An 18,591-nucleotide genomic window follows, 5' to 3' on the forward strand; every position below is an offset into this window, starting at 1 on the left:
TCCTTGTCAGGCTTGCGAGAGCGGTTGCGGTAATCGCCCGGCACGTTTGTGAATCAGCCCCGCGCTATCGAACAGCCAGTAGAGCAGCTTCGCCATCAGCAGGCAGGCGCCAAAGACCACGAGGAAAAAGACAACGCGAGAAACAAAGGCATCCAGCCCCTCGCGCGCCAGCACGATCATATTGAAGATGGCACCAAAACAGAAGCTGTGCAAAATCGCTGCCTTATAGCGGTTGCTCTCCCGGTTGCCCAGCTCATAAAGCCAGTCAAACCACTTAATGATCAGTCCGACCACGACCGCACCCAGCGGAATAAACCAGACGCCGCCCATCACCACCAGGGAGCCGATCAGCGTCGGCGAGATCGCCAGCCCGGAGTGGTTGTTCAGCACTTCCCAGGTAAAGTAGTTCGCCGTGTTCAGCACAATACCAGGTCTGTCCGGCCACAGCCAGGTGGGAATAAAGACGTAGAAATCGCGCACAATAGGCGCAAGCCCCTGGAAGTCAATTTTGTCGTAGTTTTGCAGCAGGAGAGAGAGGTTCTCCCACGGCGAGAAGGTGTCGCGGGTGAGATAGAGGAAGGTGTAAAACGCTTCGTCACCGCTCACCTGCAATCCGTAACGCTTCAGCGCCAGCCAGAACATTCCGACGATGCCCAGCACGCCCGCCGCCGCCAGCATCCACAGCGAGATCCAGCCGCGAATAATGCCAATAAACAGGAAAATAGCGAAGGCGATGATGATGTTAGCCCGCGTGCCGCCCACAATCATGTAGGTCAGTAGGCCAAAGGCAACGGTGCTCACCAGGAAAAAGATCCAGCCCCGGCCATCCTGGCGCAGGAAATAGACCACCAGCATAGCGGGAATAAAGAAGTAGAAGAAACGCTTAAGCGCCACGCCAGAGACTTCACTCGAAAAGATCTGGCTGTAGGAGTGCAGCCGGAACAGCAGGAAGCCGTTATGCATAAAGAAGATGCTGACGCTTACTAAAGCGATGAGCATCAGCATTACCCACGCCAGATGCGTTTCCACTCGGTTCATGGTGAACAGAGGACGGCGTGGCGTGACCGCGGACGAGGGCCGCAGGCGCGTTTTATAGGTGACGTAGTAGATAGCGTAAAAGCAGACCGCGGCTAGCAGGGACTGCATCATCACCTCTGGCGGCGCGACGCCGACGTTGAAGCGGAAGACCAGAATGCTGGTGAGCGGAAAGCCAAAGAAAAACGTCAGCAAGAACAGCAGCGAAAAGAAGACGTTAAAGTTAAAACGTACCCGGCGGAATTCAAACCAGGTCAGCGTGGCGATAAACAGCGATGCCAGTAGCCAGATGGCCAGCAGACCCGAGAACGCAAGCTGGCTCATTGCGCACCTCCTGCAGCAATACGTAACGCCTCGTGCCAGGGCACAAGGTAGTTGGGGCTAAAGAAGGTGATAGCGTTTTTATCCACCGCCGCCAGCTGCCGCTGGGCCTCGCGGACGACCGCCTCATCGAGCCGGTCGCCGGTAAACAGCACCGGAATGTGCTGCTCAACCATATCCTGCCAGAAAGGGTTCTCCCGGTTTAACACGCAGGGGACGCCTGCCTGGATCAGTAAGCAGAGCGTGCCGATCCCCTGCTGGCGGGCAAAGATAAAGTAGCCAAGATCGCACCGGCGCAGCAGCGCCAGGTAGTCGTCAAATTCTAGCTTATCGGCCAGGATGCGCAGATTCTCCGCGCTAAAGAGGGCCAGACCCGCCTGGCGCACCTCGTCAATATACGCTTCATTATTGGCCGGATAGCCCATCGGCACGATGACGTTGACCGTATCACCGAACTGCTGATGAACCGCCTTCAGGGCGGCAATATGCTCGTTGCTGCGATCGCCGGAGTTGCCGACCAGTACCGTCAGCTTGCCCGCGCGCTGCGTCTCCTGCGCCATCGTGTTGAGCGCGGGATCCATTCGCGTCGGGAAGTAGAGCAGCTCGCCGCGCACCTGCGGATGGCGGCGGGCAAAAAAGTGTAGATCGCCACGGGTGGCAAAGATACAGCCGACTCGCCGCTGGGCGAGACGCCGCAGCGGATAGAAAAGACGAAACTTCAGGCTTTGGGAAACCTCGTAGAGATCGGCTCCCCAGGCGTGCCAGTTAAACTGCTGAGGCTTGATGGATCCGCGTAGCAGGGCCAGCCAAAGGTCGGTATTGAACTGGCCGTGAAAAAAGAAGCGCTGCTGGCGATCGGCTTTGGCAAGGGCAATCACCGCCTGGGCCAGCGCCTTCTTATTGCTAAAGAAGCGCAGCGTAAGTGCAGGGAACTGCGTGCGCCAGCGCTCGTCGTCGCCGCAGATCATAAATTCGCGAGCGTGCTCGCCCGTTGCCGCAAGGCTGTCGTTGAAAAAACGCAGCACGGTCAGGTTATGGTGTGGGATATCCGATCCCAGAACGTGAATCAGTGTAGTCATACCCTTTTACGCCAGAGTAGAAATACGCCACAACAGGTGGCGAAATAAACGATATAGGTAGCCATGTAGGCCTGTGACGCACCTAGCGCGCCGTGCGCCGGAATGAGCCAATGGGAAAAGGCCGTCAGCAGCGTAAACTGGCTCACTTCCGCCAGGATATAGAAGCTTAACGAGGCCCGGGCAATCACCAGATAGCCAAAAACATATGCGCCGACTTTCAGTACGTCACCGACCAGCTGCCAGGCAAAGAGATCGCGCATAGCGATAAACTTCTCTGAAAAGAGCAGCCAGATTGCAACGTCACGCAGCAGCCAGACGGTAAAACTTGCCGCCGCCACCGCAGGCAGTACAAACCGCAGCGACTTGACGATCTCGCGGCTTATTGCCTGCTTCTCCGTCAGCCGCGACAGGGTAGGCAGCAGATAGACGCTGAACGAGGCGGTGATAAATTGCAGATAGGCATCGGAGATGCTGCTCACCCCCTGCCAGATCCCGACCTCATCCCAGCCGTAGTGCGTCGCCAGCAGGTTTCGCATCATCACGTAGGCGACGGGCAGGGTCACGGAGGTGATCAGCGCCATCAGGGTAAACTTGCCCAGCTGCCCGGCCAGCGCGTTGCTCCACCGTGGCTTAAGATAGCCTAACGGCACGGTTTTACGGCGGATAAACAGCAGCAGCGCCGGGACGACGACCAGCGCCGGAACCAGCGCCAGGCCCAGCAGCGCGCCCTGGTAGCCGCCCAGCCGGTAGCAGGCGTAGTAGGCGATGACCCCGATAATACTGCCGCTAATCAGCGACAGCGCATTCCCGGCGGCGTCGCGAAAACCTTTCATGACTGCCAGTAGGAAGTTGGCCCACGCGATGCCCATCTGCACCAGCGCCACCAGCCTTACCAGCCCCTGAAAATGGGCATGCCCGAATAGCCCCTGACTGATGGGCGCAGCGGCCAGCAGAAAAACGATAGCCAACAGCGTCGAGAACCCCAGCACCATGGCGGATGAGGTGCCTACGACGGTGCGCAGCTGCGCCGGATCGTCGTGGTGCTGGGCGACAAATTTGGTGACGCCGTTAAAGATGCCAGCCCCGGCCAGCACGCCCAGTACCGTCACCAGCTGGCGGAAGTTACCCGCCTGCCCTACGCCCGAGGGACCAAAGGAGACGGCCAGCAGCTTAACCACCAGCAGTCCCGCGCCGATTTTGACCAGCGTGCTCGCCGCGGTCCACAGTGAAGCCTTTGCCAGCGACATCTTAGTTGAAGTAGCTCAGCAGCGTATTGATCACCGTGCGCTGGTTAACAAGCGAGAGATTGTAGAACAGCGGCAGGCGAAGCAAGCGTTCGCTCTCTTTCGTGGTATGGATATCTTCGCTGAAGAACTCACCAAAGCGCTCACCGGCTGGGCTGGAGTGCAGCGGGATATAGTGGAACACCGCCAGGATCTCCGCCTCCTTGAGGAAAGCGATCAGCTTACTGCGATCCTCATCGTCACGCAGCTTGATATAAAACATATGCGCGTTGTGTTCACACTCGGCAGGAATCGACGGCAGCTCAATACGCCCGGCACGAGCCAGCGGCGTCAGGGCGTCAAAGTAGGTCTGCCACAGCGAGAGACGCTGCTGGTTGATACGATCTGCTGCTTCCAGCTGCGCCCACAGATAGGCTGCCTGCAGATCCGACATCAGATAGCTGGAGCCAATATCGCGCCAGGTGTATTTATCAACCTGACCGCGGAAGAACTGGCTGCGGTTGGTGCCCTTCTCGCGAATAACCTCGGCGCGTTCAACCAGCGCACGGTCGTTAATCAGCGTCGCGCCACCTTCGCCGCCGGCGGTATAGTTTTTGGTTTCATGGAAGCTAAAGCAGCCGATATGGCCGATGGTGCCGAGCGCACGCCCTTTGTAGGTCGACATCACCCCCTGGGCGGCATCCTCTACCACGTACAGGTTATGATGTTTCGCGATAGCCATGATGGTGTCCATCTCACAGGCTACGCCCGCATAGTGGACCGGCACAATGGCGCGAGTGTTCTCGGTGATCGCCGCCTCGATAAGCCGTTCATCAATGTTCATGGTGTCCGGACGGACATCAACAAAGACGATTTTCGCCCCGCGCAGCACAAAGGCGTTGGCGGTAGAGACGAAGGTGTAGCTGGGCATGATCACTTCATCGCCGGGCTGGATATCCAGCAGCAGCGCCGCCATCTCCAACGAGGCGGTACAGGAGGGGGTCAACAGCACTTTGGCACTGCCGAAACGCTGTTCCATCCACTGCTGGCAGCGGCGCGTATAGCCGCCGTCGCCGCACAGCTTGCCGCTGCCCATCGCCGACTGCATGTAATCGAGTTCTGTACCCACAACCGGGGGCGCGTTAAAAGGGATCATAGAGTCACCTGTATAGCCAGTAGGCAGTGCTTTCCACGTTGGCACCGCTCTGAATGTAACGTTTAAGCGCCGCGGTATTCCCCACCTGGGTCGCGACGCGCAGAACCGAAAGCTGACGCCGCTGCGCCCAGAGAAGCGCCGCCTGCATCAGGGCCTCCCCCGCACCGCGTCCGGCCAGCAGGCCAATACGCGCCTCGCTGTCGTTCAGCTGGCGCAGCGAAACAAAGGCGCGGATCTCGCCGCTGGCGGCGCGTAAGACCAGGCACTCATGGTCGAATGCGCCGTTAACGGCGTTTTCAATCCACTGGGCGTAGAAACGCCCGCTGGCATCCGCAGAGTACCAGGGTGTACGAAACCGGCTCTGCGCAAAGGCAGTGGCGGCCTGCTGGCGCAGCGGGGCGATATCCGTTGCGGTCGCCACCTGCGCGCCGGGGTCGGTTATCGTTGCCGGTACGGCCAGAGCCAGATCTACCTCACCCTCTACCAGCTGGAAACCCAGCTGCTGGAGCGCATCCAGCCGCGCGGTATCCGTCGCCGGGATCTTGACCTGCACCCGCTGCCAGGCCGCAAGCTGCGTCTCGTTCAGCGGTGCGGCACTGTCACTCAGGCGCACGATGGCGCTGGAGATACCAAAGAACTGGTTCTCCCAGGTTAAAGCTTCAACCGTCCCGCGTACCGTCATGTTGTCGCCTTAGCGCCAGACGCCTTTGGTATCAATAATGTATTGCTGGGTAACCTGCTCACCGGCAATGGCTTTAAATTCTCGGTGATCCACCAGCATCACCAGCACATCCGCGTCGGCCAGCGCCGCCTCCAGACCGACCAGCTGGCAGCTGTCCGCCAGCTTCTTCGGCAGCTGCTGAATGTTAGGCTCTACCACCAGCGTCTCGCCGCTGTGCCACTGGGCAATGCTGTGGGCAATCTCCATCGCCGGGCTTTCCCGCAGATCGTCGATATTGGGCTTAAAGGCGAGGCCAAAGCAGGCGATTTTAATTTCGCTGGCCCGCTTGTCGTTAGCCGTGAGGCAGTCTGCCACCGTTGCTTTAACTTGATTAAGCACCCAGTGCGGTTTGCTGTCGTTAACTTCACGAGCGGTACGGATCAGCCGCGCCTGCTGCGGGTTTTGCGCCACGATAAACCACGGGTCGACCGCGATACAGTGACCGCCTACGCCCGGCCCCGGCTGTAAGATATTGACGCGCGGGTGGCGGTTAGCGAGGCGGATCAGCTCCCAGACGTTGATGCCCTGGTCGGCACAGATCAGCGACAGCTCGTTAGCAAAAGCGATATTCACGTCGCGGAAACTGTTCTCGGTCAGCTTGCACATCTCAGCGGTGCGGGCGTTAGTAACCACACACTCGCCCTCAAGGAAGATCTTATACAGTTCGCTGGCGCGGGCAGAGCACACCGGCGTCATACCGCCAATGACCCTATCGTTTTTAATCAGCTCAACCATCACCTGGCCTGGCAGTACGCGCTCCGGGCAGTAGGCAACGTTGATATCTGCCTGCTCGCCGGCCTGCTGGGGGAAGGTGAGATCCGGGCGCAGATCCGCCAGCCACTGTGCCATCTGCTCGGTCGCGCCTACCGGTGAGGTCGACTCAAGGATCACCAGCGCACCTTTTTTCAGGACGGGAGCAATAGATTTTGCTGCCGCCTCGACATAGGCCATATCCGGCTCGTGATCGCCTTTGAATGGCGTCGGCACGGCAATCAGGTAAGCATCCGCCTCGACCGGCGTGGTGCTGGCGTGCAGATAGCCGCCCTCTACCGCGGCTTTCACCACCCGATCCAGCTCGGGTTCAACGATATGAATTTGCCCACGGTTAATGGTATCTACCGCGTGCTGATTGATATCAACGCCGACGACGCGCTTCTGGCGGGAGGCGAAAGCTGCTGCGGTGGGCAGTCCGATATAGCCCAGGCCAATAACGGAGAGGGTTGCAAAGCTCATAGTGTTACCTGATTATTTTTAAGTGCGTGCAGAATACGTTCACAGGCTTGCCCGTCGCCGTAAGGGTTGTGTGCCCGGCTCATCGCCTGCCAGGCGTCATTGTCCTGCAGCAGGTGCGTCACCTCTTCAACGATACGCTGGCGATCGGTACCCACCAGCCTTACCGTTCCGGCTTCGATAGCCTCTGGTCGCTCGGTAGTTTCACGCATCACCAGCACCGGCTTGCCTAACGACGGCGCCTCTTCCTGAATACCACCTGAATCCGTCAGGATCAGCCAGGCATGGGTCATCAGCCAGAGGAACGGCAGGTAGTCCTGCGGCTCAATTAAGATAATGTTTTTAACATGCCCAAGGATACGGTTCACCGGCTCGCTGACGTTGGGGTTCAGGTGTACCGGATAGACGATCTGGACATCCTGATGTTTCGCCGCAATGTCGACCAGCGCATGGCAGATCTGCTCAAAGCCCTGGCCAAAGCTTTCGCGACGATGGCCGGTGACCAGCACCAGCTTTTTAGATTCATCAAGGAATGGATATCGCGCTGCCAGCTCGCTGTGCAGGTTTTCGTTATTCAATACCGTATCGCGCACCCAGAACAGCGCATCGATCACCGTATTACCGGTGACAAAGATCTGCTTATCCAGAATATTTTCGCGCAGCAGGTTTTGCCGGGCGTTCTGCGTCGGGGAGAAGTGATACATCGCCAGGTGGCCCGTCAGCGTGCGGTTTGCCTCCTCCGGCCAGGGCGAAGAGAGATCGCCCGTGCGCAGCCCGGCCTCGACGTGCCCAACGGGAATACGTTGGTAAAAGGCCGCCAGGCTGGCGGCAATCGTCGTTGTGGTATCACCGTGGACCAGCACGACGTCAGGCTTAAATGATTCGAGGATCGGCTTTAGCCCTTCGAGAATGCGGCAGGTTATCTCCGTCAGCCCCTGGCCCGGCTGCATAATATCCAGGTCATAATCCGGCACAATGGAAAACAGGTTCAAAACCTGGTCAAGCATCTCCCTGTGCTGCGCGGTCACGCAGACTTTGGCTTCAAAATAAGGGTCCTTTGCCAGCGCATGTACCAGAGGTGCCATCTTGATGGCTTCTGGTCGTGTGCCAAATACGGTAAGTACTTTCACAACGATTCTCTTCGATTAGATGATGAAGGCCCAGTGGCCTTCATATCAGGCAGCGCTTACAGTGAACGACGGCGCGTTAACGCAACACCAGCACCTATCAACGCCCCTACCATTCCCCACATAATCATCAGGAAGGCACGGCGCGGGCTATCGCGTTTTACCGGCTCTTCAGGCGTCCGCAAATAACGATATGTCTGAAAACGGGGATCGAGCGAGGGGCCTACGTTGAGGGTGTTCAGCATGGCTCGATTTTGATCATAGTCCAGATCGAACTCGGGCCCCACTGCCTGCAGGTTTTCCAGTCGCGCCTGCAGCATCGGACGCCCTAACAGGAACATCTCTGAGTCGGGAAGCTCGTCAGGGGGGACCTCGGTCTCGCTGCGGGAGATATTGTGCTGCTCGGCCACTTTTAACGCCTGCTCAACGCTGTGCGCCCGACGTTTAAAAATCGCGTTCGCAACCTCTTCCTGACGTTTCACCTGCGCTTTCATCTGGATAGTGCGGGCCGCCCATGCGCCTTTCAGCTCATCGTTAAGATGGCTGGCCGCACGCTGGCTGGCGAAAGCAATATACTGGCGCAGCAGGTTATTTGAGTCAGGCGCGGTCTCTGCCGTCAGCTTAACGCTGTCGCTGAGGTTACGCTGCGCGTCGGCGGGGGTGTACTGAATATTATTAATCAGCTCATCCAGCAGCGCGGCGTCCGCCTTGCTGTTGCCCACCATCCGCTGCTTGTAGTAGTCAGTTTGCAGCCAAAAGTCACGGCGCGTATCCCATGATGCCAGCTGCATAATGAACTCTTTATACGCTTCGTCCATGACCGAGGGCTGATCGACCGGTGCCAGGTTAGCTTTGACGTCAAGATTGCGTAGAAACTGCTGCTGGGAGTAGAACCCGCCCAGCATGTTTACCGTTGGACGATCGGTGATGGCCGTTGCGCCCCACTCCTGCCTAGCGAAAAAGGTGTAGGCCAGCGCGATAAGCGCGAAGGCCAGCGCCACGCCGACAATCCACAATTTCCCCGCCCATAAAGTACGAAATAAACCGCGAATATCCAGTTCATTTTCCATACTTCCTGTATGTGTTCCCGCCAATGGTTGAGTCATCGCTATCCCAGAATTACTTGGTTAGAGTTGGTTTATGTCCACTATTACGACGCATTTTACGTTTGACGCGTTTGATAAAGCGCGCCACTTTCCATGCACGTTTAATGCACCAGCCGTACAGGAAGAAAGCTAGCACAAACAGTGCCAACATCACCCATTCGGGAATAAAATGCAGATATTCTGTCACGACACCCACCGCGGCCAGCAGAGCGGCAGCCAGCGTAATCAGCACAAAGGCCTGACGGGAGGTAAACCCGGCGCGCATGATCAGGTGGTGGATGTGCTGACGGTCAGGCGAGAAAGGACTCATCCCTTTACGCAGGCGGCGGTACATGATGGCAACCATGTCCATCAGCGGAATAGCAATGATCCACAGTGCCGTCACCGGGCTAATCGGGTGCGTCTGGCCCTGGGTCGTTTCCAGCAGGATCCAAATTACCGTAAAGCCAATCAGCGTACTGCCCGCATCGCCCATAAAGACCTTATAGCGGCGACCGAGGATACCCAGGTTAAGCAGGATATAGGGGAGAATGGCGGCAATCATGGCAAAACACCACATCGCCAGGCTCAGCTGACCGTCAAACCACAGAATGATGCCGATAGCGGCGAAGGAGACGCAGGAGAGCCCACCCAGCAGACCATCAATACCGTCAACCATATTAAAGGCGTTGATGGCAGCCCAGACGGCAAACAGCGTCAGGAAGAAGCCAAACGGCCCGAGAACCATCTCCCAGGTGCCAAAAATGTAGCCGAGACTGCTGAGATAGAGTTTACCCACCACCATCATGATAATAGCGATGACCGCCTGTACGGTGGCACGAATTTTTACGCTGATATCAAAGCGGTCGTCCAGCGCCCCAATGAAAACCAGAACCCCGGCACACATCAGGTAGAGTGCAGCATGCGGAATATAGTAGTCAGCAATAGCAAACGTATAGCAGATCCCCGCATAGACAGAGATACCGCCCACTAAGGGAATCAGTCCCTGGTGACGTTTACGAAAATTTGGTTTATCGACCAACCCTATCTTTTTTGCCACCTTGCGGGCAAAAAAGAGAAAGATAAACGTGAGTAAAAAAATACTGAATAACTCAGTAACCGCAGTGAGTAAATTCACAATGCATGCTCTCAGCAAATGTTGATCCCGGAAGTATAACGACGATGCCCCCTCTCCAAAAGAGATAAAGCAGGTCACACACGGGCTCTATTGTATATTTTTCATTCAATTAGAACATAATCAGCTTGAATGCTTTGCATTACCACCGCCAGCCATGGCCGACAGCGGATCCCCTGGCTATAGCCTATATTCCATAAATAAAAAACGCCACGTAAAAACGTGGCGTTTACAGGCTTTATTTAAGTTACGAGCGCTTCATCATATCGAAGAAGTCGTCGTTGGTTTTGGTCATCGCCAGTTTATTGATGAGGAACTCCATCGCGTCAATCTCCCCCATCGGGTGAATGATTTTGCGCAGGATCCACATTTTCTGCAGCTCTTCCTGAGTGGTGAGCAGCTCTTCTTTACGTGTACCGGAGCGGTTGTAATCGATAGCCGGGAAGACGCGTTTCTCAGCGATTTTACGCGCGAGGTGCAGCTCCATGTTGCCGGTACCTTTAAACTCTTCGTAGATAACTTCATCCATTTTAGAGCCGGTATCCACCAGCGCAGTAGCAATGATGGTCAGGCTACCGCCCTCTTCCACGTTACGCGCAGCACCGAAGAAGCGTTTCGGACGGTGCAGGGCGTTGGCATCCACACCACCGGTCAGCACCTTGCCAGAAGCCGGTACGACGGTGTTATAAGCACGCGCCAGACGGGTGATGGAGTCGAGCAGAATGATAACGTCTTTTTTATGCTCAACCAGACGCTTCGCTTTCTCGATAACCATCTCGGCAACCTGCACGTGGCGAGACGCTGGCTCATCAAAGGTAGACGCAACCACTTCGCCTTTAACCAGACGCTGCATCTCGGTCACTTCTTCCGGACGCTCGTCGATCAGCAGCACCATCAGGACACAGTCCGGGTGGTTGTAGGCAATGCTCTGGGCGATGTTCTGCAGCAGCATGGTCTTACCCGCTTTCGGCGGTGCAACGATCAGGCCACGCTGGCCACGGCCAATCGGCGATGCCAGGTCCAGAACACGGGCGGTTAAATCTTCTGTTGAACCGTTACCACGCTCCATACGCAGACGCGAGTTGGCGTGCAGCGGGGTTAAGTTTTCAAACAGGATCTTATTGCGCGAGTTTTCCGGTTTGTCGTAGTTAACCTCATTAACCTTCAACAGCGCAAAGTAACGTTCACCCTCTTTCGGAGGACGAATCTTACCTGAAATGGTGTCACCAGTGCGGAGGTTGAAACGGCGGATTTGGCTAGGGGATACGTAGATGTCATCAGGACCGGCGAGGTAGGAGCTGTCTGCAGAACGGAGGAAACCAAATCCGTCCTGCAATATCTCTAACACACCGTCGCCAAAGATATCTTCGCCACTCTTAGCATGCTGCTTCAGGATGGCAAAAATGATGTCCTGCTTGCGCATACGAGCCTGGTTTTCCAGACCCATATTTTCGCCGAGAGTAATCAGCTCAGAAACCGGCGTATTCTTTAATTCGGTAAGATTCATAGTGGTGTGGGTTCTTAAACTCGGGGTAAATCTCGAACTTAATTTGTGAATGGTATGGCAGGGTCATCCATGCCTGTTTTAGCGGCCATCAACTCATGTCTGTTCGCTGCCTGCTTACAGGAAGAACACAGAACTGAAACGACAAGACGGATTGAGTGACGAGCCCGGAATCTATCCACTTCTCTCGCGGCGCGGTGGCTGGCGGGAAGCATCGGGTACAACACGGTTCAAACTGACAAGGTTCAAACGACAAAGATATGTTTATTTCGAAGTCAAAACTAACTTAGCACGACTAAAGCCGGGCGTCCAGCAATCCACTAAAATTAGGAGAGCCAGACGCCAGGTGGGGAGAGCCCTTACGCCAGGTTAGCGTCGAGGAACTCTTTCAGCTGCCCTTTAGAGAGCGCGCCTACCTTGGTGGCCGCCACTTCGCCGTTTTTGAACAGCAGCAGGGTCGGGATACCGCGGATGCCGTATTTCGGCGCGGTGCCTGGGTTCTGGTCGATGTTCAGCTTCGCTACGGTCAGCTTACCCTGGTACTCGTCAGCGATCTCATCCAGAATCGGGGCGATCATTTTGCACGGACCACACCACTCTGCCCAGAAATCGACGAGGGTCAGCCCTTCCGCTTTGAGTACGTCCGTGTCAAAACTGTCGTCGGTCAGGTGAATAATTTTATCGCTCATATTTACTCCACAGGATTATGTCTACCTTATTAAGGTCTGTAGCATAGCCTGGCTAAAGGTTGACGTTATTTCACCCCGTTTATTTGAACGGATGTGCTTTCGTAAAGCAATAGTAAACTGATATTCTACCACACTATGAGCAAAACACATTTAACAGAACAGAAGTTTTCCGACTTCGCCCTGCACCCGAAGGTGATTGAAGCCCTTGAAAATAAAGGCTTTCATAACTGCACCCCCATCCAGGCACTCGCCCTTCCGCTGACGTTGGCGGGTCGGGATGTAGCGGGACAGGCGCAAACCGGTACCGGCAAAACGATGGCGTTTCTGACGTCAACGTTTCATTATCTTCTCTCTCACCCGGCGATCGAAGACCGCAAGGTGAACCAACCGCGCGCGCTGATCATGGCTCCAACCCGTGAACTGGCGGTGCAAATTCATGCCGATGCTGAGCCGCTGGCCCAGACTACCGGCCTGAAACTGGGCCTCGCCTACGGCGGCGACGGCTATGATAAACAGCTTAAGGTGCTGGAGAGCGGCGTTGATATCCTTATCGGCACCACCGGGCGCCTGATCGATTACGCGAAACAGAACCATATCAACCTGGGCGCGATCCAGGTCGTGGTGCTGGACGAAGCCGACCGCATGTACGATCTCGGCTTTATTAAAGACATCCGCTGGCTGTTCCGTCGCATGCCTGCGACAAACCAGCGCCTGAACATGCTCTTCTCGGCGACGCTCTCTTACCGCGTGCGTGAGCTGGCGTTTGAGCAGATGAACAACGCTGAGTATGTGGAAGTGGAACCGGAACAGAAAACCGGCCACCGTATTAAAGAAGAGCTTTTCTATCCGTCCAACGAAGAGAAAATGCGTCTGCTGCAAACGCTGATCGAAGAGGAGTGGCCGGATCGCGCCATCATCTTCGCCAATACCAAGCACCGCTGTGAAGATATCTGGGGCCACCTGGCTGCCGATGGTCATCGCGTTGGCCTGCTGACCGGCGACGTGGCGCAGAAAAAACGCCTGCGCATTCTCGAAGAGTTTACCAGTGGTGATATAGACATTCTGGTAGCGACCGACGTTGCCGCGCGTGGCCTGCATATTCCGGCCGTGACCCACGTCTTTAACTACGATCTGCCAGACGACTGCGAAGACTATGTTCACCGTATTGGCCGTACCGGTCGTGCGGGCGCAAGCGGCAATTCAATCAGCCTTGCCTGTGAAGAGTATGCCCTGAACCTGCCGGCTATCGAGACCTACATCGGTCACTCGATTCCAGTCAGTAAATACAATCCGGATGCGCTCCTGAGCGAGCTGCCACCGCCGAAGCGCCTGCCTCGCGCGCGTCCAGGCAATGGCCCACGCCGCACCGGTGGTGGTGCACCACGTAACAGACGTCGTTCAGGTTAATGCCTTATGCTCACCTCTAACTCGCTCTACGCCGCTATTGATTTAGGTTCGAACAGTTTTCATATGCTGGTAGTGCGCGAGGTAGCGGGGAGTATACAGACCCTGACCCGCATCAAACGTAAAGTACGCCTGGCGGCAGGGCTGGACCGCGATAACCGGCTCTCTCCGGATGCCATGGCGCGTGGCTGGCAGTGTCTGCGCCTGTTTGCTGAACGGCTACAGGATATCCCACCCATGCAGATCCGGGTGGTCGCCACGGCAACGCTGCGTCTGGCCGTTAATGCCGGGGAGTTTCTTGCCACCGCGCAGGAGATTTTAGGCACGACTGTCCAGGTGATTAGCGGTGAAGATGAGGCGCGGCTTATCTATCAGGGCGTGGCCCATACGACTGGCGGGGACGATCGCCGCCTGGTCGTCGATATCGGCGGGGCCAGCACCGAGCTGGTCACCGGCACCGGCGCGCACGCTACCTCCCTCTTTAGCCTGTCGATGGGCTGTGTTACCTGGCTCGAACGCTTCTTCGCCGATCGCAACCTGGCTCAGGAAAATTTCGACGCGGCGGAAAAGGCAGCGCGGGAGGTTCTGCTGCCGGTAGCCGATGCGCTGCGTCGTCACGGCTGGAAAATCTGCGTAGGGGCCTCCGGCACCGTTCAGGCGTTGCAGGAGATCATGATGGCGCAGGGCATGGATGAGTGCATCACCCTTGCCAAACTGCAGCAGCTAAAGCAGCGCGCTATTCAGTGCGGCCGTCTGGAAGAGCTGGAGATTGAAGGGCTAACGCTTGAGCGGGCGCTGGTCTTCCCCAGCGGCCTGGCCATTCTGATCGCTATCTTTAGCGAGCTGGAGGTTCAGGGCATGACCCTGGCCGGCGGCGCGCTGCGTGAAGGGCTGGTTTATGGCATGCTGCATCTGCCCGTCGATCACGATATTCGCAGCCGCACGCTGCGCAATCTTCAGCGCCGTTTTATGGTCGACTCCGGTCAGGCCCAGCGCGTGGCTCAACTGGCCTCCCGTTTTGCGGAGCAGGTTCAGGCTGAATGGCAGCTGGAGCCGTTAAGCCGCGAGCTGCTGATGGGTGCCTGCCATCTGCATGAGATTGGCCTGAGCGTCGATTTTAAGCACGCTTCCCAGCACGCCGCCTACCTGGTGCGTAACCTGGATCTGCCCGGCTTCACGCCTGCGCAGAAGAAGCTGCTGGCCACCCTCCTGCTCAATCAGACTAACCCAGTCGATCTCTCTTCGCTGCATCAGCAAAACGCTGTGCCGCCGCGTACCGCGGAGCACCTCTGTCGTCTGCTGCGCCTGGCGATCATCTTTGCCAGCCGTCGCCGGGATGAGTTTTTACCCGATGTCTCTTTGGCCGCTCACGGTGAGGCGATAACGCTGACGCTGCCGGAGGGCTGGCTGGCGACGCACCCGCTGGGTGCTGAGACACTCGTTCAGGAGTGCCAGTGGCAGAGCTACGTTCACTGGGCGCTGGCGGTCAATTAGTCAGTTGTGCCGGGTGGCACTGCGCTTACCCGACCCACCGGTTCCATCACTATTTAGCTTTGGCTTTCGCCATCATCGCCCGAATATTGGCAATACTCGCCTGCCCCTTGTGCATCCGCTCTTCTGCACTCACCACTTTACGCTCCTGCTCCCAGAGCAGATCGTCCTGCGGCAGTTCCAGCAGGAAGCGACTCGGCTCGGGGCGCACCAGCTCGCCATACTGACGACGCTCTTTGCACAGGGTAAAGTTGAGCTCTTTTTGCGCCCGGGTGATGCCGACATAGGCCAGCCGACGCTCTTCGTCGATGTTCTCTTCATCGATGCTGCTCTGGTGAGGCAGCAGCCCCTCTTCCATGCCGACCAGGAAAACGTAAGGGAACTCCAGTCCCTTGGAGGCGTGCAGGGTCATGAGTTGAACCTGATCCGACTCCTCATCGCTTTCACCCCGCTCCATCATGTCGCGCAGGGTAAAGCGCGTCACCACCTGAGTAAGGGTCATCGGCTCGTCGATCTCCGACCCTTCCAGCATCTCGGTCATCCAGCTAAAGAGCGTGTTGACGTTTTTCATCCGCATCTCCGCTGCTTTGGGGCTGGGCGACGTTTCAAACAGCCAGGATTCGTAGTCGATACCATGGATTAGGTCGCGCACTGCGGCAATCGGCTCCCGTTCAGCGAGACGCTGTACTTCGCTTAGCCAGTGGGTAAAGCGGGTCAGCGACTCGTATCCGCGCCCGCTCAGCGTCTGGGTAAGGCCCATGTCAAAGCTGGCAGCAAACAGACCTTTGTTGCGCGAGTTGGCCCACTCCCCCAGCTTTTGCAGCGTCGCTGGCCCAATCTCGCGCTTCGGCGTGTTAACGATACGCAGGAAGGCGCTGTCGTCGTCCGGATTGGTCAGCACCCGCAGGTAGGCCAGCAGGTCTTTGATTTCCGGACGGGAGAAGAACGAGGTTCCGCCCGAAATACGGTACGGAATACGGTTCTGCATCAGGAATTTTTCAAATACCCGCGACTGATGGTTCCCGCGATAGAGAATGGCGTAATCTTTGTACTGGGTTTTATTGATAAAGTGGTGCGCAATCAGCTCGCCCGTGACGCGCTCGGCCTCATGCTCTTCATGGTTAGCGCTGATCACCTTCAGCTCTGGCCCGTAGCCCAGCTCTGAAAAGAGCTTTTTTTCAAAAACGTGTGGATTGTTGGCGATCAGAATGTTGGCCGCCTTCAGGATACGCCCCGATGAACGATAGTTCTGCTCCAGCTTGATCACCTGCAATGCCGGGAAATCCTGGCTAAGCAGGACCAGGTTCTGTGGCCGTGCCCCGCGCCAGGAGTAGATCGACTGATCGTCATCGCCTACCACCGTAAAGCGCGCCCGGGCACCCACCAGCAGCTTAACCAGCTCGTACTGGCTGGTGTTGGTATCCTGATACTCATCCACCAGCAGATAGCGGATCTTGTTCTGCCAGCGCTCGCGCACCTCTTCATTGCGCTGGAGCAGCAGGGTCGGGAGGAGGATCAGGTCATCAAAGTCCAGCACGTTGCAGGCCTTCATATGGGCGTCATACAGGCTGTAGCAGTGGGCAAAAATGCGGTCCCGCTCGCCCCTGGCCTGCGCTGACGCCTGCGCCGGGGTCATCAGATCGTTTTTCCAGTTAGAGATCGTCGAGATCAGCTGCTGAAGGATCGTTTTCTCATCTTCGATCAACCCTTCGGTAAGATCCTTGAGCAGTGCGACCTGATCGGTATCGTCAAAAAGCGAAAAGTTAGATTTCATGCCCAACGCGGCATACTCGCGCTTGATGATATCCAGCCCCAGGGTGTGGAAAGTGGAGATCATCAGCCCGCGCGCCTCTTTGCGTCCCAGCGTCTGGCCCACGCGCTCTTTCATCTCGCGTGCGGCTTTGTTGGTAAAGGTGACCGCCGCGATATGCCGGGCCTGGTAGCCGCAGCCGCGGATCAGGTGCGCTATCTTGTTGGTAATGACGCGGGTTTTACCGGATCCAGCTCCTGCCAGTACCAGGCAGGGTCCGGTGACGAATTCGACGGCTTGCTGTTGCCCTGGATTTAGACGCATGGGATCACTCAATGAAAGTCGGGAGAGGAGAAAAAACGCGTGGTAGTATAGCCAGCCTAATCCATACCACTCAAGGCACGATCATGGCAAAAACAGCGGCAGCGATGCATATCCTTGTTAAAGAAGAGAAACTGGCTCTGGATCTTCTGGAGCAGATCAAAAACGGCGGCGATTTCGAGAAGCTGGCGAAGAAACACTCTACCTGCCCGTCGGGCAAAAAGGGCGGTCACCTGGGTGAATTCCGCCAGGGCCAGATGGTGCCAGCCTTCGATAAAGTGGTGTTCTCCTGCCCGGTGCTGGAGCCGACCGGCCCGCTGCACACCCAGTTCGGTTACCACATTATCAAAGTGTTGTACCGTAACTAATTATCCGTGTGGCGGCATTGCCCTGCCGCCACCGATAAAAAAGCCTTTTTTATTTCTGCGATTGCAACGTCTGCTGCGCATTGTGCTTCATCACGTGCGTACTAATTGCTGCCTGAAACACTTTAAACATCAGGCCATTAATCAGCGTTGTGATAGTGATGGTGATGAATGCCGTCATGACCCAGTCAATCAGCACAAAACCGCTGCTGAGAAGTGCCGGGCGGTATACTGCCATTCCGCCAAACACCACCCAGTGGCTCAAGCAGTAAAAGCACTGAAACAGGTGGCCTATCAGCGCGTTTTTCTTTACCGTCCATTCGCGAAACGCGGCGAATAGTTCGGTCTGCGTCACCGTCATAGAAATACTGCTGGCCGCCAGGGCAATCATCAGGCAGGTGGTTAAGGTAGTCATCATAGGTCATGGCCTTTGTCGTTGAAGTAGCTGATAAATTCGCTGCCGATATCCTGCAACGTCAGGCTTTTGAAGCGGTCAAGTATTAGCGTTTGTGCGTCGGCAAGTGTCGCTGACATGACCCTATTTACCCCCTGCTCCACCAGACACTGCGGGTTTTCGCTGCGGTTACCTAGCGCAAACAGCGTCGGCTCGCCCAGCGCCTTATAGATATCGTAAAGCGTAATATCCCCAACTGGACGGCACAGCCGCCAGCCGCCGTGATGCCCCTTAGTGGCACAGACAATATTGTTTTCTCGAAGTCCGGCAAGCAGCTTGCGGATGAACGCCGGATTTCCGTCGATAAAGGCAGCCATCTGTTCTGACGTCAGAGGTTTATCCATCTGCTCCAGGTGAAGCAGGATATGTAGCGTCGCGGAGAATGAGTTATTTGTTTTCATGTAACTTACAATATTACATAATAGTAGCCAACGACAATCCCCAAACGCATAATCATACCAACAAAAAAATATATCATTGATATTTATGGTTAATTATTTT

The 18,591-nt window shown here is 56.4% G+C and carries 17 protein-coding genes; 3 read left to right on the top strand and 14 right to left on the bottom strand.

Annotated elements, in window-relative coordinates; all coding sequences use genetic code 11:
- Nucleotides 1-6 precede the first annotated feature (6 nt).
- The 11 genes from wzyE to trxA all read right to left on the bottom strand — a co-directional run bounded on the left by wzyE (nt 7) and on the right by trxA (nt 12,305).
- Nucleotides 7-1,359: an ECA oligosaccharide polymerase gene (wzyE, locus tag WFN61_RS19675; protein ID WP_222889099.1), complete on the bottom strand. Its 1,353-nt coding sequence runs from the start codon at nt 1,357-1,359 to the stop codon at nt 7-9.
- Entirely contained in the window at nt 1,356-2,435 is a 1,080-nt protein-coding gene (locus tag WFN61_RS19680; protein WP_312283146.1) for a TDP-N-acetylfucosamine:lipid II N-acetylfucosaminyltransferase, read from the bottom strand. The genes wzyE and WFN61_RS19680 overlap by 4 nt, the downstream gene beginning before the upstream one ends.
- Nucleotides 2,432-3,682, bottom strand: coding sequence for a lipid III flippase WzxE (gene wzxE / locus WFN61_RS19685; protein WP_337039120.1), 1,251 nt, complete (start codon nt 3,680-3,682; stop codon nt 2,432-2,434). The genes WFN61_RS19680 and wzxE overlap by 4 nt, the downstream gene beginning before the upstream one ends.
- A 1-nt stretch (nt 3,683) precedes the next feature.
- On the bottom strand, nt 3,684-4,814 hold the full coding sequence (gene rffA, locus WFN61_RS19690) for a dTDP-4-amino-4,6-dideoxygalactose transaminase (RefSeq protein ID WP_222889102.1): 1,131 nt from the start codon (nt 4,812-4,814) through the stop codon (nt 3,684-3,686).
- A 4-nt stretch (nt 4,815-4,818) separates the two neighbouring features.
- Nucleotides 4,819-5,496, bottom strand: a complete 678-nt coding sequence (gene rffC, locus WFN61_RS19695; protein WP_144819124.1) for a dTDP-4-amino-4,6-dideoxy-D-galactose acyltransferase — start codon at nt 5,494-5,496, stop codon at nt 4,819-4,821.
- 9 nt (nt 5,497-5,505) lie between these two features.
- Nucleotides 5,506-6,768, bottom strand: coding sequence for a UDP-N-acetyl-D-mannosamine dehydrogenase (gene wecC, locus WFN61_RS19700; RefSeq protein ID WP_144819122.1), 1,263 nt, complete (start codon nt 6,766-6,768; stop codon nt 5,506-5,508).
- Nucleotides 6,765-7,895 carry a non-hydrolyzing UDP-N-acetylglucosamine 2-epimerase gene (gene wecB, locus WFN61_RS19705; RefSeq protein WP_144819120.1) on the bottom strand — a complete coding sequence of 377 codons (1,131 nt, stop codon included), beginning with the start codon at nt 7,893-7,895 and terminating at the stop codon, nt 6,765-6,767. The genes wecC and wecB overlap by 4 nt, the downstream gene beginning before the upstream one ends.
- A gap of 56 nt (nt 7,896-7,951) precedes the next feature.
- Nucleotides 7,952-8,998, bottom strand: coding sequence for an ECA polysaccharide chain length modulation protein (wzzE, locus tag WFN61_RS19710; protein WP_337039121.1), 1,047 nt, complete (start codon nt 8,996-8,998; stop codon nt 7,952-7,954).
- A 13-nt stretch (nt 8,999-9,011) separates the two neighbouring features.
- A complete protein-coding gene (gene wecA, locus WFN61_RS19715) occupies nt 9,012-10,115 on the bottom strand; it encodes a UDP-N-acetylglucosamine--undecaprenyl-phosphate N-acetylglucosaminephosphotransferase (protein WP_144819116.1) in 1,104 nt (367 codons plus the stop codon).
- Between the two features lie 244 nt (nt 10,116-10,359).
- Complete coding sequence (gene rho, locus WFN61_RS19720) at nt 10,360-11,619, bottom strand: transcription termination factor Rho (RefSeq protein WP_042394994.1); 1,260 nt, start codon at nt 11,617-11,619, stop codon at nt 10,360-10,362.
- 356 nt (nt 11,620-11,975) lie between these two features.
- Complete coding sequence (gene trxA / locus WFN61_RS19725) at nt 11,976-12,305, bottom strand: thioredoxin TrxA (RefSeq protein WP_042394997.1); 330 nt, start codon at nt 12,303-12,305, stop codon at nt 11,976-11,978.
- Nucleotides 12,306-12,440: 135 nt separating this feature from the next.
- Between trxA and rhlB the strand changes: the two genes are divergently transcribed.
- Both rhlB and gppA read left to right on the top strand, forming a co-directional pair.
- Complete coding sequence (gene rhlB / locus WFN61_RS19730) at nt 12,441-13,712, top strand: ATP-dependent RNA helicase RhlB (protein ID WP_144819114.1); 1,272 nt, start codon at nt 12,441-12,443, stop codon at nt 13,710-13,712.
- Nucleotides 13,713-13,718: 6 nt separating this feature from the next.
- Nucleotides 13,719-15,203 carry a guanosine-5'-triphosphate,3'-diphosphate diphosphatase gene (gene gppA / locus WFN61_RS19735; protein WP_312235462.1) on the top strand — a complete coding sequence of 495 codons (1,485 nt, stop codon included), beginning with the start codon at nt 13,719-13,721 and terminating at the stop codon, nt 15,201-15,203.
- A gap of 49 nt (nt 15,204-15,252) precedes the next feature.
- Here gppA and rep read toward each other — a convergent pair whose 3' ends face one another.
- Entirely contained in the window at nt 15,253-17,274 is a 2,022-nt protein-coding gene (gene rep, locus WFN61_RS19740; protein WP_337039122.1) for a DNA helicase Rep, read from the bottom strand.
- 83 nt (nt 17,275-17,357) lie between these two features.
- On the opposite strand from rep, the gene ppiC reads away from it, so the two are divergent.
- Nucleotides 17,358-17,639: a peptidylprolyl isomerase PpiC gene (ppiC, locus tag WFN61_RS19745; RefSeq protein WP_024555327.1), complete on the top strand. Its 282-nt coding sequence runs from the start codon at nt 17,358-17,360 to the stop codon at nt 17,637-17,639.
- 49 nt (nt 17,640-17,688) lie between these two features.
- Here the strand turns inward: ppiC and WFN61_RS19750 are convergent, their stop codons facing one another.
- Together WFN61_RS19750 and WFN61_RS19755 are read right to left on the bottom strand one after the other, a co-directional pair.
- Nucleotides 17,689-18,054 (bottom strand): DUF1360 domain-containing protein, encoded by a 366-nt coding sequence (locus WFN61_RS19750; RefSeq protein WP_222889108.1) that lies wholly within the window; start codon nt 18,052-18,054, stop codon nt 17,689-17,691.
- The gene (locus tag WFN61_RS19755; protein ID WP_257759164.1) at nt 18,051-18,491 is read right to left on the bottom strand and encodes an Rrf2 family transcriptional regulator; all 441 of its coding nucleotides are present in this window, start codon (nt 18,489-18,491) and stop codon (nt 18,051-18,053) included. The genes WFN61_RS19750 and WFN61_RS19755 overlap by 4 nt, the downstream gene beginning before the upstream one ends.
- Between the last annotated feature and the right edge of the window lie 100 nt (nt 18,492-18,591).

Origin of the sequence: Pseudescherichia sp. AS216 (assembly GCF_037152055.1) — a bacterium.
Classification (GTDB): domain Bacteria; phylum Pseudomonadota; class Gammaproteobacteria; order Enterobacterales; family Enterobacteriaceae; genus Pseudescherichia.